The 14906-nt window shown below is 42.5% G+C and carries 13 protein-coding genes; 11 read left to right on the forward strand and 2 right to left on the reverse strand.

Annotated elements, in window-relative coordinates; genetic code table 11:
* Nucleotides 1–122 precede the first annotated feature (122 nt).
* The 6 genes from ACRRU2_RS03295 (at nt 123) to ACRRU2_RS03320 (ending at nt 5101) form a co-directional block, all read left to right on the forward strand.
* Complete coding sequence (locus ACRRU2_RS03295) at nt 123–821, forward strand: response regulator transcription factor (RefSeq protein ID WP_331699590.1); 699 nt, start codon at nt 123–125, stop codon at nt 819–821.
* On the forward strand, nt 818–2173 hold the full coding sequence (locus tag ACRRU2_RS03300) for a sensor histidine kinase (protein ID WP_331699589.1): 1356 nt from the start codon (nt 818–820) through the stop codon (nt 2171–2173). The genes ACRRU2_RS03295 and ACRRU2_RS03300 overlap by 4 nt, the downstream gene beginning before the upstream one ends.
* A gap of 19 nt (nt 2174–2192) precedes the next feature.
* Entirely contained in the window at nt 2193–3053 is an 861-nt protein-coding gene (locus tag ACRRU2_RS03305) for a carbon-nitrogen hydrolase family protein (RefSeq protein WP_331699588.1), read from the forward strand.
* A gap of 76 nt (nt 3054–3129) precedes the next feature.
* On the forward strand, nt 3130–3741 hold the full coding sequence (locus ACRRU2_RS03310) for a GNAT family N-acetyltransferase (RefSeq protein ID WP_432500093.1): 612 nt from the start codon (nt 3130–3132) through the stop codon (nt 3739–3741).
* Between the two features lie 17 nt (nt 3742–3758).
* Nucleotides 3759–4430: a GNAT family N-acetyltransferase gene (locus ACRRU2_RS03315; protein WP_432500094.1), complete on the forward strand. Its 672-nt coding sequence runs from the start codon at nt 3759–3761 to the stop codon at nt 4428–4430.
* A 77-nt stretch (nt 4431–4507) separates the two neighbouring features.
* Nucleotides 4508–5101, forward strand: a complete 594-nt coding sequence (locus ACRRU2_RS03320; protein WP_432499929.1) for a hypothetical protein — start codon at nt 4508–4510, stop codon at nt 5099–5101.
* Nucleotides 5102–5103: 2 nt separating this feature from the next.
* On the opposite strand, the gene ACRRU2_RS03325 is transcribed toward ACRRU2_RS03320, so the two are convergent.
* Nucleotides 5104–6132: a DUF2332 domain-containing protein gene (locus ACRRU2_RS03325; RefSeq protein ID WP_432499930.1), complete on the reverse strand. Its 1029-nt coding sequence runs from the start codon at nt 6130–6132 to the stop codon at nt 5104–5106.
* 177 nt (nt 6133–6309) lie between these two features.
* Entirely contained in the window at nt 6310–7353 is a 1044-nt protein-coding gene (locus tag ACRRU2_RS03330) for a lytic polysaccharide monooxygenase (RefSeq protein ID WP_432499931.1), read from the reverse strand.
* Nucleotides 7354–7788: 435 nt separating this feature from the next.
* On the opposite strand from ACRRU2_RS03330, the gene ACRRU2_RS03335 reads away from it, so the two are divergent.
* From ACRRU2_RS03335 to ACRRU2_RS03355, 5 genes are all read left to right on the forward strand, one after another.
* Nucleotides 7789–9102 (forward strand): ABC transporter substrate-binding protein, encoded by a 1314-nt coding sequence (locus ACRRU2_RS03335; RefSeq protein ID WP_432499932.1) that lies wholly within the window; start codon nt 7789–7791, stop codon nt 9100–9102.
* A 474-nt stretch (nt 9103–9576) separates the two neighbouring features.
* Nucleotides 9577–10539, forward strand: a complete 963-nt coding sequence (locus ACRRU2_RS03340) for a carbohydrate ABC transporter permease (protein ID WP_331699583.1) — start codon at nt 9577–9579, stop codon at nt 10537–10539.
* A complete protein-coding gene (locus ACRRU2_RS03345; RefSeq protein ID WP_432499933.1) occupies nt 10536–11378 on the forward strand; it encodes a carbohydrate ABC transporter permease in 843 nt (280 codons plus the stop codon). The genes ACRRU2_RS03340 and ACRRU2_RS03345 overlap by 4 nt, the downstream gene beginning before the upstream one ends.
* Before the next feature lie 111 nt (nt 11379–11489).
* Nucleotides 11490–13232: a sensor histidine kinase gene (locus tag ACRRU2_RS03350; protein WP_432499934.1), complete on the forward strand. Its 1743-nt coding sequence runs from the start codon at nt 11490–11492 to the stop codon at nt 13230–13232.
* A gap of 40 nt (nt 13233–13272) precedes the next feature.
* Nucleotides 13273–14892, forward strand: a complete 1620-nt coding sequence (locus tag ACRRU2_RS03355) for a response regulator (RefSeq protein ID WP_432499935.1) — start codon at nt 13273–13275, stop codon at nt 14890–14892.
* Nucleotides 14893–14906 lie beyond the last annotated feature (14 nt).

Raw genomic sequence — 14906 nt, forward strand, 5'->3', positions numbered from 1 at the left:
GCTACAGGGAAATATTTGCAAATCGTGGGGCGCTTGCAATTAGAATTTAGCTTCATTATGATGAAATTAACTAGCATAATGGCTAGATGAACAATCTGTATAAAAAGAAGGTGAGCTTTCCCATGAACGAACGTGTATTAGTCGTAGAGGATGAAACAGGAATTGCTCGAGTACTACAGCTCGAATTGGAGCATGAAGGCTATATTGTCGGTGTTGCTGCCGATGGACGCACAGGCTATGAAATGGCCACCAACGAAGAATGGCATCTAATGCTGCTCGACGTGATGCTTCCAGAGATGAGCGGGATAGAGGTGCTGCGATTGGTCAGACAAGCCGGCAACACTGTTCCTATTATATTGCTGACTGCAAGAGATACGGTGCCGGACAAGGTAAGCGGCTTTGAGCATGGCGCTAATGATTATATAACAAAACCATTTGCTATGGAGGAGCTGCTTGCAAGGGTCCGCAATATTTTGCGTATTTTTCAGCAGCATCCCCGTGAATCTGAAGGCTCGGATACGATCAAGCTAGGAGATCTAACAATTGAGCTGCGTTCAAGAAAAGTATTCCGCAAGGATATTCTGATCGAGCTGACTCCTCGGGAATTTGAATTGCTTGTTTATTTGGTTGAAAACAAGAATGAAGAGAAATCCAGAGAGGATATATTATCTGAGGTTTGGGGCTATGACTTTATCGGCGAAACGAATTTGGTTGATGTATATATTCGATATTTGCGCCAAAAGCTGGACAAGGGATATCGCCATAAGCTCATTCACACTGTACGCGGTGTAGGATATATGATTAAGGAGCCGGATGCATGACGATTCGTAAACGGTTTACGCTTTTTACGATTTTTTGGCTCATATTGATTCTCATTTTTTTTAATATTTTTGTCTACTTTTATGTTATCAAAATTACGACTGAAACCGAGCAGGAGGTTATTTCAACGAAAGTGAACCTCATGCTCGAAAACCCTCGTATTCAAAGCGGCCGCGGATTGAATTCCGCGGATCTGCTTAATGAATACTATAACATTAATGAAATGATCAGAATCATATTGCCTAACAATCGTGTAGTCAATATTAGCGGCTCTGATCCTATTTTGCTGGAATTGCCTGCTGTGTTTGAAGAGCGCATGTCAACCGGCATGGTCATGAAAAGCGGCGAACGCATTTTGTACATGCGCGTGCCGATTCATGAGGACGGCAAAGTAACCGCCATGTTAGAAGTTAATCGTATTTTGGATGAGCTGGATGATTACTTGCAGGTGCTTGTAGCCGCACTGAGCGTAACGAGCGGCGGAGCTATTTTATTTGCCATTTTTGGTACATACTGGTTCACATCGAGATTGACTTCGCCTATACAGCAGATGGTTAACACGATACGCGAAATAGACCGAAGCGGAAAGCTGCGGCAAATCACCATTAATTCAAAGGAAGAATCCGCTGAGCTGCTGCATTTGGTAAGAGCGTTCAATCAAATGATTGAGCGGCTTGACCGGACCTTTGCGAGACAAAAGCAATTTGTGGCTGATGCCTCTCATGAGCTTAAAACTCCGCTTACGGTAATAAGCAGCTATGCCGGCATGCTTAAACGGTGGGGGAAGGATGATGAAAATCTCCGTAATGAGGCAATTGAAGCAATCAGCAATGAATCGGTCAGATTGCAAAATCTTATTAAATCGATGCTGATGCTCGCCGAGGCAGAGCAGGAGGATTGGCTCAATATTGATAACTTTGATGTCGTAACGATGGTAGATGAGCTAGCCACGATGATGCAGACGACGTTCCAAAGACAAATAAGAGTCAAAGCTCTATCCAAATCCGTTCGCATGCAGGGGGACAAGGATAAAATCCGCCAGCTGCTCGTTATTTTGCTGGATAATGCGATTAAATACTCCAAAGAGCCGATTAGCGTCTCCATGGCTGTTTCACGCGGTATTGTCAAAATAGAAGTGAAGGATAGAGGGGTTGGCATTCCGGAGTCGGAGATTCCGCATTTATTCGAGCGCTTTTATCGTGTGGATGGCGCCCGCAGCAGAGCGACAGGCGGTGTGGGCTTAGGGTTATCTATTGCCAAACGCATTGTAGATTTGCATGAGGGGAAAATTGACGTTTTCAGCCTGCCTAGCGTCGGAACAACAATTACTTTGCAATTCAAGCAAAAAAATTAATGGGAAGGGGCTTTAGGATATGAAATTCCGTACAGCGGCTGTGCAGTATCATTTGGAGGATATTAGCTCCTTTGCACAGTTTGAAGCTCAAGTTACACATTATGTACGCAATGCTACGGAGTATGGTGTTCAGTTTTTGCTGTTTCCAGAATTTCTTACGACACAGCTGCTGTCTATAGGAGATGGAAAGGGCAATGCGCTAAAGATCGACCAGCTGCCATCGTTTACTTCTCAATATATCGAGCTTTTTCAAAGGCTTGCTAAAGAACATAATATGTACATTATCGGCGGCACTCATGTCGTTGAGGTGGAAGGCGGAAAGCTGCGCAATGGCGCGCATCTATTCCAGCCGGACGGGACGGTGCATGTCCAGCACAAAATTCATTTAACGCCAACTGAAGTGGTTGAATGGAATATGTCTGCCGGAGAAGGTGTTGAAGTGATTGAAACACCATTTGGCACGATTGCAATGCTGACTTGCTATGACATTGAATTTCCTGAGATTGTACGAATTGCCCGCGCTAAAGGGGCTGACGTTATCTTCTGTCCATCTTGCACTGATGACCGTCAGGGCTTTTATCGGGTACGTTATTGCTGCCATGCCAGAACGATCGAAAACCAAATTTATATAGTGACAACCGGAACAGTTGGAGCGCTTAGACAGGTTGATTTTATGCGTGCTAACGTAGGGCAAGCTGCTATTCTTGCGCCGAATGATATTCCCTTCCCGCCAGCGGGTATTATTAACGAGGGTTTAATGAATCACGACATGCTAGTTGTCGGTGATTTGGATTTAGAGCTTTTGGAACAAGTGCGCAAAGATGGATCAGTTATGACCTGGCGCGATAGACGTATAGATTTGTACGGTGATTGGAAGTAAACTATCCATCTGAGGGAGGGGTAGAGCAGTGAGGAAGGAAATTTATTTGATCGTAAATGAAAAGCCGCAAAAAGCGATGATTCGCAATTATACGCCGGCCGATTTTGATCAGTTAATTGATGTTCAGCGGCTTAGCTTTCCTCCGCCTTTTCCGGAAGAGCTTTGGTGGAGTAAAGAGCAGTTGCTTGAGCATGTAACTAGATTTCCTGAGGGTGCTTTGTGCGCGGAGGTCGATGGCATCATTATCGGCTCAATGACGGGACTGATCGTTTCGCTGGACGATTACGGCCATGCCCATAGCTGGAGCGACATAACAGATAATGGTTATATTAAAAACCATAATCCGAACGGCGATACCCTTTATGTAGTAGATATTTGCGTTGCTCCCGCTTTTAGAAAGTCAGGGATTGGCAAATGGCTTATGCAGTCAATGTATGAAACTGTAGTCCATTTAGGGTTGAAAAGACTGATGGGCGGCGGGCGTATGCCAGGCTACGCGGTCAAATCCGCACATGCAACTCCTGAGCAATACATAGAGAAAGTACTGGAAGGGCAGTGGAAGGATCCGGTGATTACTTTTCTGCTGCGCTGCGGGAGGATGCCTGTTGCAATAGCTGAGCAATACTTGGAGGATGAAGAATCCCACAATCATGCCGTTATAATGGAATGGCGCAACCCATTTATTTGAAGGAGGAACTGTCCATGCTGACTTATCATCGTATTACATCGATCGACGACCGTTACTTTAAGCCTTTCCATCAGCTGCTTCAAACTATATTTCCGCCGGAGGAAGTGCTGGAATATGAGCTTTGGAGAGAGCCGATCCAAGATCCGGCCATTTATGTGTATGCTGCCCTGGACGGTGAGGAAGTCGTTGGCGCTACAGAATATAGATACTACAAAGAGCTGCGCGTAGCCATGACAGATTTTACGATCATTGGCAAAGCTTCATTGGGCATTGGACGTTTCTTGATGCGCAATCGTGAGCAGCATCTGGAGCAAATTATGAAAGACTCCGGAACCGTTTCTTTAGGAATGTTTGCTGAAATTTATGACCCGTATCGCGCAGGCATTCATTCATTTGGCGGCGTTTCTCCGATGAATCCGATTGTACGCCGCGAAGTGCTGTCTCATATGGGCTACAAGCGGCTTGAGCTGACTTACGTGCATCCGTCATGGGATCATGAGGGCGCTGCTGTTTCTGAGCTGGATTTATGCTTTCTGCCACAAAATGAAGAGCTGTCGGAATTACCGGCGCCATTGATCGTTTCCTTTTTGACTGGTTATTATGAAGCCCTGCCGAACAAGCCAGAAGCATGGCATGCAATGATAGAACAGTTGAAAACGAAGGAAACAGTAAAGCTTGCTCCTTTGTAATAGTTAAATAAATTGGCTTAGATGCTTATGAACGCTGGAAGCAGCGTTTGTAAGCATTTTTTTACTGACTTAGAACTATGTTTAAGTTTCAGGCTGTTGAAAATGAAGAATTTCGCCATTTTAAGCTTATTGCGACGATTGTATATGAAAAATCATATACATTTCGCTACTTTAAGCTTATTCTGACGATTGTATGTGAAAAATCATATACATTTCGCCATTTTAAGCTTATTGCGACGATTGTATGTGAAAAATCATATACATTTCAACGTTCTAAGCTTATTGCGACGATTGTATGTGAAAAATCATATACATTCCAACGTTCCAAGCTTATTGCGACGATTGTATGTGAAAAATCATATACATTTCGCCACTTTAAGCTTATTCTGACGATTGTATATGAAAAATCATATACATTTCACCGTTCTAAGCTTATTGCAACGATTGTATGTGAAAAATCATATACATTTCGCCATTTTAAGCTTATTGCGACGATTGTATATGAAAAATCATATACATTTCACCGCTCCAAGCTTATTGCGACGATTGTATATGAAAATTCATACAGAATGGTTCGGTACTTCCACAAATCAAAGTGGTTTGTCATCGTTGCAAAGTGTATACCAAGATTTGTCCAGCGTAATTTTTCGAAAATAACTTTTTTTCCATAATTTTAAAGTTTCCACTTAAACCATTCGCCATGGCCATCTGTTTCGGCGAGCGTTTCCTTATATTCCTTGCCATTCAAATAGTAATCAAGATGGAGCTGCCCTGAATCCCACATATTATTGTATAGATGGAAAATAGCTCTTTCATCACCAAGTTTTTTAATATGTTCTATTAACTCGTATTTATCATCTTCTGGCATTTGATTAGCTACATGTGTGTGAAACACACAAAGCACAGAGTCGCGGGGGATAGTTGAAGCCATTTCAGTGAGCAGCTTCACGCCATTGCCTTCAATTAACTTTAAAGATTGTTGTTTTAAACGATGGCAAGCTTTTTCAAAAGTAGCAAAGCGCTCAGTATGCTCTGGCCAGATTAACGATTTCAACCAAAGGTAGTCATCAGCGTTGTTGAGATCATTAACGTGCAGATCTAATCCGATCCTCGTATTGACTGGCGGACTTTCTTTTAGAAGAAACGGGAGTCCGGTTTCATCAAATTTTGATTCGATTATCAGTTGAGCGAGATTATTTCCGTAAATTTGATTACCGGAATTGTAAAAGTAACCGTATTTGTCCCAAAGGAGCTGTAATCCCGCACTAGTGCCAATTTCAATTAATGCTAAAGGCATGTTTGTTTTCTCGTAAATATAACAAAATGCCGGATATAGATAAGAGCAGCGTCTAACTTCGTTTGTTTGCACAAGTTTATTTTTTAATAGCTGAATGATCTCGTGTTTATTTGTTTGGCAGAAATCTTTGAAGTATGGGAACGCTGTTCCAGCAGCCTTCGGTTTATTTACAATGCTGCGATAATACTCTTTTAGCTCATGCTTATTTTCTTTTAATAATAAATAATGAACTGCTCCGAAGAAAAGATTCGGTACGGGCTGCCCGTCTCTAAAATTGGAGGCTAATTGAAGCAATTCATCGTCGTTGGCAATTTTTCTGGAAAGATGTTCATACAAGCTGCTTGATCCCTTGCATTCTCTTTCGGCGAAAGTTATAAAACGATTGGATATTGCTGCTGCTTCCAAAGCAATCCCTCCTTAATTCCGATTAATGGAAGTATATCACTATTTATTGATATCTTTAATTTGAATAAGTTTTCGAATAGATAGAAGTAATTTATCGCTAAAAAAAGCTATCTCGTAGCAACCAAAGCTGCTACGAGATAGCGCAGGGAGAACCAATTAATTGAGTAGAAATTTTGTTTAAGGAATTAGCTTCCAAACATCAGCTTTACCAGGAATTTCGCCCAATGTCCACCATTTTGCTTCATAGTTTAAGCCATTGTACGTTATGATATTTCCGCCAACATACACGGTTGATGAGCTCCATTCCGGATATGCTGCTGGAGCAGCTGCAGTCGTAACGGTAATTACGTTGCTTGGAGCAGATACGTTGCCTGCCGCGTCGAACGCTCTTACAGAGAAGGCGTAGCTTGTTTCAGCGGTTAATCCGTTTACCGTGTATTCTGTATCCGTAACTGTTGCAATTCGTGAATTGCCTGAATAGACATAATATCCGGCTACGCCCACATTGTCAGATGAAGCATTCCATGCAAGTGCGGCGGTTGTTGAACTAATATTAGAAACGGTTAAACCATTTGGCGCGGAAGGAGCTTCGTTGTCTGACTCGCCATTGCCAAAATCAACGTCGATTACGTTATAAAAAGCATTCGCAGTATCTGCTACATCCCAAACTGCTAAAATAATATGATAGCCCGTTCTAACAGGAACTTCACAATCATGGGATAATGCAGCGGGAGGCTTATTGCCCTCGTATTCATGCGTACAGAAAGGAGTCAGATCCAGTTGATCGCGCGTAAGGGGTTTGTTTGGATCCCAATCAGGCTTCGTTATATAGTAGTGAAACTTGCTGGTAGCGTGGTTTGCAGTAAATTTCCAAGTTATGGTTTTTGTGCCTGGGGTAATCGAGACTTTGCTCCAGCGTGTGCTGGATTGTTCATCGAGCTTCGGAAATGCACCAGCAGCACTTGCAATTTTTCCGTCCGCAGGGCCGGCAGCGGGGAAGCCTTTCGGCGCTTCCAGGCTTTGCGGCTCATATACGATTTGTCCGCAGTCTTTGTTAACGCCTGATTTGCATTGTATCGCCCGGCTTGCTGGAGAGTCCACATAACCGTGTGCAGAAGCTTTTTGTGAGAAGGCAGAAAGCGCAAGAAATAACAATAAAAGCAGTCCGATGGTCAGCAAAGTACGAAGCATAAATTGACGTGAAAAATGAATCAAGGTCATTAATTACATCCTCCTACTAAATTTTAGTAAGTTCATCTTGGTGAATTAAAGATGAAAGTGATTAGGTTGTGTCTATTCAATAGTCTCCTTTCTCAAATATTTATATAAACTTGGTAAGCTTATATACAGTTATAATGTAGAAATTGGAATTTTATTTATAGTTTTATGTTGTAAGCGTGCTCATTGAGTATAGTATAGGATAATAAGGAAATGATTGTCAGGGATAAAATCTTCGAAAATAGAAAATTATCCCTTTCGGCATTGGGATATTATATTAATGACAAGTTTAATTTGAAAGTTAGCAAATATTTAATATACTAATTAAATCAGATTAATTTAAAAGATTTCGTACATCTCTCTTATATAAAGAACGAAATGAGCTTGCTAATATAAAGTTGTAAAGCAAATCATAATACTTGATGGGGGTAGACAGTGATGAGAAGATGGAAGCGTTCTCTAGGCATCGTACTTGCAACGGCTCTGGTTGGCTCTCTTGTTGCATGTTCGGGCGGCGGTGGAGGCAAAAAAAACAGTAACACGGTGCCGAGTGCATCCGCGCCTGCTGCGGGCAATGAGCAGGTAAAGCTAAGAATAATGTGGTGGGGATCGCAAGAGCGGCATGAAGCAACGCTTGCTGCACTTGATCTATACACGCAAAAAAATCCTCATGTAACATTTGAACCTGAATTTTCTGGCATGGATGGTTATTTGGACAAGCTTTCCACACAAGCTGCTGCTAAAAATGCGCCGGATGTCGTTCAGCTCGATCCGGGCTGGGTATCAGATTGGATTGGACGTAATCAGCTGACCGAGCTTTCGCCGGAAGTGGATTTGTCTAAAATCGATGAAAAGGTTTTAAGCGGCGGACAGCTTGACGGCAAGCAATATGCTGTACCGCTAGGTTCTGTTGCTTATGGCATGATTTACGACAAAGCTGCCCTTGAGAAGCTAGGCGTAGCCAGTCCGCAAAATGGCTGGACGTGGGATGATTTCTTTGCTCTTGCAGAGGAAGCCGGCGCTAAGCTGCCGGAAGGCCAATACTTCACAAAAGACTATGCAGGCGATTACTTCGCATACAGCGCATTCCAATATGCACGCGGTAAAGGCATGGTTGTTAGCGAAGACGGAAAATTCAATGTAGACAAAGACAGCTTTATTGAATGGACGACTAAATTTGAACAATTGCGCAAAGCGGGAATCGTACCGCCGGCTGATGTCAATACATCCGATAAAGAATTTGATCCGAACATGGACTTGATGGTAAACGGAAAAGTCATTTTCAGACTTAGCTTTTCTAACAATTTCGGCGCTTGGAACAGCTTGAAAAATGATGCATACGCACTTGTAACTATGCCTCGCGAGGTTGAAGCTGGCGGCTGGTTGAAGCCTTCCATGTACTTTGCCGTATCTTCCAACTCCAAAAAGGCAGAAGAAGCGAAAAAATTCGTTAACTGGTTCGTGAATGATCCTGAAGCGGGTCAATTGCTTAAAACAGCTCGCGGTCTTCCTGTAAATAAAGAAATTGCTTCCGCATTGGAAGCATCGATGAGCGATGTGGATAAAGTAGGTCTTGAGCTTCTTCATGCTACTGAGGTTGATGGTCAAACTTGGAAGCCAGGCACTAAAGGATGGACAAACTTTATCGATAAAGATTGGCCGTTAGTTCGCGATATGCTGAGCTTTAATAAAATTACACCAGAAAAAGCATTCGATGAGCTAAAAGCTGCAGCAGAAGCATACGAGAAATAAAAACAACGCAGCAAAGCCGCCCAAAGTCGTGAATGACAGTGGGTGGCTTTTTTGCGTTGGCTTAGATGAATATATAATGTGCTTGCTGAGCTGCCGAAAGATTTTCCGACTGCTGTTTATTCAATTTATCGAGATGATGAAGGGCACTATTTGCTAAATGCATTTCCTGTTGTTAGTTTGCTGCTTTTTTGCCAAATACCCAATCTAAAGGGAAAGCATGCACTTAGAATCGCTTATTTATTGGAATCGAGCTATTTTTGCAAGAACTAGATGCAGGAAATGTATTTAACTATAAGAAAACTGGTTTAAACCGGAAAATTAGATACACGAAATGTATTTAGCTGATAGGGAGAGTTTAGAGACAGATAGTAAATCATTATTTTTTAAAGGAATTCGATTATTACTCTTATGTAGCGCTTGGACCAAACTCTTTATAATTAAGTATAGAACAAGAACATGACAGAGGTGACCTACATGGATCGAATTACTGTTGCCGATAGCGATGCTATTCTAGGCAAAAAGAAACGACGTTCGTTTCTAAGCAGGTGGGATGCGCCCATAGCGGGATATTTGTTTATTGCGCCATGGCTAATCGGATTTATAGGATTGACTGCGTACCCGATGCTCCTATCTCTTTACTATTCTTTTACGGATTATACGTTAATGGAGCCGATCAGCTGGGTAGGCTTTGAGAATTACAAACACATTTTCACTGCCGACAGTAAATTTGTAACTTCAGTAAAAGTAACATTTCTATATGTTATAGCCTCTGTGCCGCTTAAGCTGATAGCAGCTTTGCTGGTAGCGCTTGCTTTGAACAAAGCGATTCGCGGTATTTCAGCTTATCGTACGGCTATTTACTTTCCGTCGCTTATCGGAGGCAGCATCGCGGTTTCCTTGCTTTGGAGCAATATTTTTGGAGTCGACGGGCTTTTTAATAAAATTCTGGCCATGTTTGGAATTAAAGGGATGGGCTGGATTACGAGCCCGGATACAGCAATTTGGATGCTCATATTGCTTACAACTTGGCAGTTTGGCTCCTCGATGGTTATTTTTCTCGCAGGTCTGAAGCAAATTCCGAAAGATCTGTATGAAGCTTCCGATGTAGATGGAGCGGGCAAAATGCGCCAATTTTTCAATATTACACTGCCTATGCTTTCGCCTTCGCTTTATTTTAATTTAATTATGGGTATTATTAATGCGTTTCAAATGTTTACGGCTGCATTTGTTATTACTCAGGGCGGACCGATGAATTCAACATATGTTTATGCGCTTTACTTGTACGAGCGTGCATTTAGCCGTTATCAGCTTGGTTATTCCTCTGCATTAGCCTGGATTATGCTATTGATGATTGTCGTGTTTGCAGCAATTATTGCAGGAACATCGAAATATTGGGTATTTTACGAAAGTGAGTCAGGAGGCAAGAAGCGAAAATGAAACTAAAAACTAACCATATTTTGCGCCACCTATTCATGACGGTATTTAGTTTGATTATGGTATATCCGGTTATCTGGTGGGTAGGAGCTTCTCTAAAATCCAATGAAGAGCTAAGCTCGCCCAATCTATTTCCTAAAGTGCCGCAGTGGAGCAATTTTGTTGAAGGCTGGAAATCTGTTCCTGGACAAACCTTTACTACGTTTTATGCCAATACGCTTTGGCTGGAATTTGCGGTTTTGGTCGTAACGCTGCTTTCCTGTACCTTGGTTGCATTCGGTTTTGCTAGACTGGATTTTCCGCTTAAAAAAATGTGGTTTTCCTTGCTAATGGTTACGTTAATGCTTCCAGGCCAAGTGTTGATTATACCGCAGTACGCGATGTTCCATCAGCTTGGCTGGGTTAATACGTATTTGCCTTTTATTGTTCCGCATTTGCTGGCAACGGGAGCCGGCGGCACGTTTTTCGTCTTTTTACTCATTCAATTTATTAAAGGGATACCTAGAGAGCTTGATGAGTCGGCGAAAATAGATGGATGCTCCTGGTTCGGCATCTACTGGAGAGTTGTTATGCCACTGACTAAGCCGGCTATAGTTACGGTTATGATCTTTTGCTTCCTATGGAATTGGGATGATTTCCTTGGTCATTTGCTGTACATCAATTCAGTTGACAAATATACGGTAGGACTGGCGCTGCGCATGATTAATGATTCGCAATCCGGCCAGCAATGGGGGCAGTTATTGGCTATGTCGTTAGTATCTATTATGCCTGCCACGATCGTATTCATGTTTCTGCAAAAGTATTTTGTCGAAGGAATTGCAACAACTGGCATAAAGGGCTAATATAATAAGCGATTGCAAGTATACATGCTTGAAAGCAGAAAAACGGTAAAGAATTAACCTCAGGTTAGCGCTTTACCGTTTCTTGCATCTTTATTTTTATAGAGAAGGAGCATGCTCAGCTTGACTAATCCATTTAAAAAGTTTCGTATCGAGCATTTATTTTTTCGGAGCTTTGCCATTATTATTTCCATTGTTATTATCGTTTGCGCATGGGCCAGCTATAATAGCTCGTCTAAGGAATTGCTGAAAACTACGTTCCAATACCAGCAAAGATTGTTAGATGTTCTTAATAATGAAATAACGACCAGACTGACGACGATTGAGCAAATTTCATTATCGACATCCAGAGATCAGGAGCTTGTCTCTTTTCTTAGCCAAAAGCGTGATCAATTTGATCATTATGTAAGCAAGCTGAATGTAGAAAGAGCACTAGCGAATTTAACGTATTCTATCCCGCTGATTCAAGGCATTGATCTATATATGGATGATCCGCTAAAGGGGGATGCCAAAAGCTATATTCAATTCAAGGATCGCGATGAGCTGGAGCAGGAAGAATGGATGCAGCTGCTTGTTAATAATGATTTTTCATGGATTGGGGAGCACAGCATTGTCAGTTTTCAAGGAGAGGTGCCTGTTCTAAGCTTTGCTCGAAAAATCGTATACAACGATAATTACTTAGGCATGCTGGTCTTGCATGTGAAGGCTGAGCATATAAGAACACTTCTATCCGGCAATTCTCCGGATACGAATCGGGCTATGATCGACAAGCAAGGCACAACTTTTTTGAAAATCGGACAGGCTCCTGAGCATATTGAGCTGAGCACCTGGTTTAATGGAGAGCTTGGGCAGTCCAGTTATGTCAGAACCGCAAGCAGCTCGGCACTTGGCGATGCCTTGCTCGTTTATTCAAAGCAAGCAGATTCTAGATGGACATTTGTAGAAATTACTCCCGTCAAAAACATTACCGCCAGCAGCATGAATAAAATGCTACAAGTTATAGCGCTCGTTGGCGCAGGCGCTTTACTTGTGACTTTACTGATGACTCATTATATTAGCAGGCAGTTTACAAAGCCGATCAAGCAGCTCAAGCATGCGATGGAAGTGTATTCCGTCGGCGGTAACAATGTTGCTTTGCCCATGGATTATCGCAACGAGTTTGGCTATTTATTTGCAGGATATCGCAGGCAAAATGAAAGGATCGAAGCGTTGTATGAATCTTTGCAGCAGCGATACGAGCAGCAGCGAAAAGCGGAAATTGAAGCGCTTCAAGCTAATATTAATCCCCATTTTTTATACAACACGCTTGATCAGTTGAATTGGATGGCCATAGAAGCTGGACAGGATGAAATTAGCCGAATATTAGAGTTGATGGGCCGTATGTTCAGAATTGGACTGTCGAATGGCGCGGCATTTATACCGATAGAGGATGAGCTTAAGCATATAGAGGCGTATCTCGAAATACAGCAGCTTCGCTGGGGTGAAGGGCTTGAATACGAGATTAGTGTACCCGCGTCCATTCGCAAGCTCTTTATCCCCAAGCTAACCTTGCAGCCTTTTGTAGAAAACAGTATTGTTCATGGTTTTAACGCTAAAAGCACAGGCCATATATCAATCCGCATGCAGGCGGAAGGTGAACGACTTGTTATGCTAATAGAAGATGATGGCCACGGCTTGAATGCAATGCCTCAGTATAAACCGAATCGTCGAACAGGCGGATATGGTATTCGCAACGTAAAGGAAAGAATCGCAGGTTATTTTGGCACCGAATATAATGTTAGTTTGAGCGAGCGCAAAGAAGGCGGCACAATCGTAACGATCACTTTGCCTATGTTAATAAAACCCCCAAAGGAGTAAGAAACGCACTAAGCAGTTGAAGCTTATGGGAGGAATTAAAATGTGGAAAATCGCGATTATCGATGATGAAAGGCAAGTGCTTCAAGGGATGAAACGGGTTATCCCATGGGAGGAGCTGAATGCGGAATGGGCAGGCGAAGCGCTTAATGGCGCGGACGGTCTTGCATTGATTCGTGCAGAGCAGCCAGATATCGTCATTACTGATATTTATATGCCTGTTATGAACGGCATCGAAATGATTCAACAGCTGCGTGAGGAAGGTTATGGCGGAAAAATAATTATTTTGAGCGGCTACTCTGACTTTGAGCATGCAAGGCAAGCTTTGCGTCATGGCATTAGTGATTATGTATCTAAACCGATTAGTGTGCCGACCTTGAAGGAGCTGCTGGGGAAAATGATTGCAGAGCTCGCGGATGAGGAAGAAAAAAGGATCCGGCAATATGAGCTGGAGCACAGATGGTCGATTTATGAGCCTTTTATTGAACGAGAATGGGTGAAGTCTGTTGCTGCCGGGACGCTTGATTACAGGCTGGAGGGAAATAACAGGCATATGCCTGATGCCTATGCCTACTGGCATAATACAAAGCATATTGTTATCGGTATTCATGTCGTTAAGGATATTCGAGCAGGGCAATATACACCGGCTGATTGGAATTTGCTTCGTTATGCAATTGGGAATATTGCATGCGAGCTTGCTGTACAATCTTTTTCGCTGCATGAGTATACAGAATTACACGGCGCAAGAGCAGTTTTGCTGCTTCACCTGGAAAAAAGCTTTGAGCCAGAACAGCTGGCTTCTAAACTGTACATGCTGGGCAAGGAATTGATTTTGTGCGTCAAGCAATATTTGAAACTGACCATTCATGTTGGAATCGGCGGGTTAAAGGAATCATGGACTGAAATAGCTGATTCTACCGAGGAAGCCTTTAGAGCTATTGAACATAGAGAGAAGCGGGTTGAGCCCGCGATGGATCTGTTCCAATTCAATCCTGTCGCAGGCGAAAGCAAACGCTTTGAAATACGTCCAGTCAAATTTTACTACGAGCTCGCATCCGCAATGAAAGCTACCCAGCAGACAAAAGCAGAACAGCTTGTTGCGCAGTATGTGAAGCAGCTGGAAGAGCAGCCTGGCATATCTGACGAAATCGTTCAAATGATTGCCGGGGAGCTGTGGGGGATATTTGCTTACTGTCTATATGAAATTGGAATAACTTTGGATGAGCTGTTTTCAGCTGAGCAAATATTTGAAGAAATCGATCAATTGAAATCCCCGCAAGAGCTAGGTCAATGGCTTTCTGATAAAATCGCTTATATTTGCGGCAGCCGGGCGTGGAAGGGGAACAGCAAGCATAAGCAAATTGTTAATTTTATGACCGATTATATGGATCAGCACTATGGGGAAGAACTGACGCTGGGCGATTTGGCGGATAAAGTATTTATATCAAGAAACCACTTATCTATCATTTTCAAAAATATTACAGGGGAAACCTTTAATAATTATTTAACGAAAGTAAGAATGGAAAAGGCGAGGGAACTGCTGCTTGACCGCAATATGCTTGTTTATGAGGTGGCGGAACGAGTCGGTTATAAAAATGTTCCTTATTTCAGCACGATATTTAAAAAATATACAGGATTAAATCCTACCGAGCTGATTAAATAATAGGAAAAGAGGAG

This window comes from Paenibacillus sp. GXUN7292 (assembly GCF_050864975.1).
Classification (GTDB): Bacteria; Bacillota; Bacilli; order Paenibacillales; family Paenibacillaceae; genus Pristimantibacillus.

Bases quoted from the DNA above. Each gene is read 5' to 3' on its own strand.
- ACRRU2_RS03335 (WP_432499932.1), top strand. From the start codon at position 7,789: ATGAGAAGATGGAAGCGTTCTCTAGGCATCGTACTTGCAACGGCTCTG.
- ACRRU2_RS03295 (WP_331699590.1), top strand. From the start codon at position 123: ATGAACGAACGTGTATTAGTCGTAGAGGATGAAACAGGAATTGCTCGA.
- ACRRU2_RS03340 (WP_331699583.1), top strand. From the start codon at position 9,577: ATGGATCGAATTACTGTTGCCGATAGCGATGCTATTCTAGGCAAAAAG.
- ACRRU2_RS03305 (WP_331699588.1), top strand. From the start codon at position 2,193: ATGAAATTCCGTACAGCGGCTGTGCAGTATCATTTGGAGGATATTAGC.
- ACRRU2_RS03310 (WP_432500093.1), top strand. From the start codon at position 3,130: ATGATTCGCAATTATACGCCGGCCGATTTTGATCAGTTAATTGATGTT.
- ACRRU2_RS03320 (WP_432499929.1), top strand. From the start codon at position 4,508: ATGTTTAAGTTTCAGGCTGTTGAAAATGAAGAATTTCGCCATTTTAAG.
- ACRRU2_RS03350 (WP_432499934.1), top strand. From the start codon at position 11,490: ATGCTCAGCTTGACTAATCCATTTAAAAAGTTTCGTATCGAGCATTTA.
- ACRRU2_RS03345 (WP_432499933.1), top strand. From the start codon at position 10,536: ATGAAACTAAAAACTAACCATATTTTGCGCCACCTATTCATGACGGTA.
- ACRRU2_RS03355 (WP_432499935.1), top strand. From the start codon at position 13,273: ATGTGGAAAATCGCGATTATCGATGATGAAAGGCAAGTGCTTCAAGGG.
- ACRRU2_RS03300 (WP_331699589.1), top strand. From the start codon at position 818: ATGACGATTCGTAAACGGTTTACGCTTTTTACGATTTTTTGGCTCATA.
- ACRRU2_RS03330 (WP_432499931.1), bottom strand. From the start codon at position 7,353: ATGACCTTGATTCATTTTTCACGTCAATTTATGCTTCGTACTTTGCTG.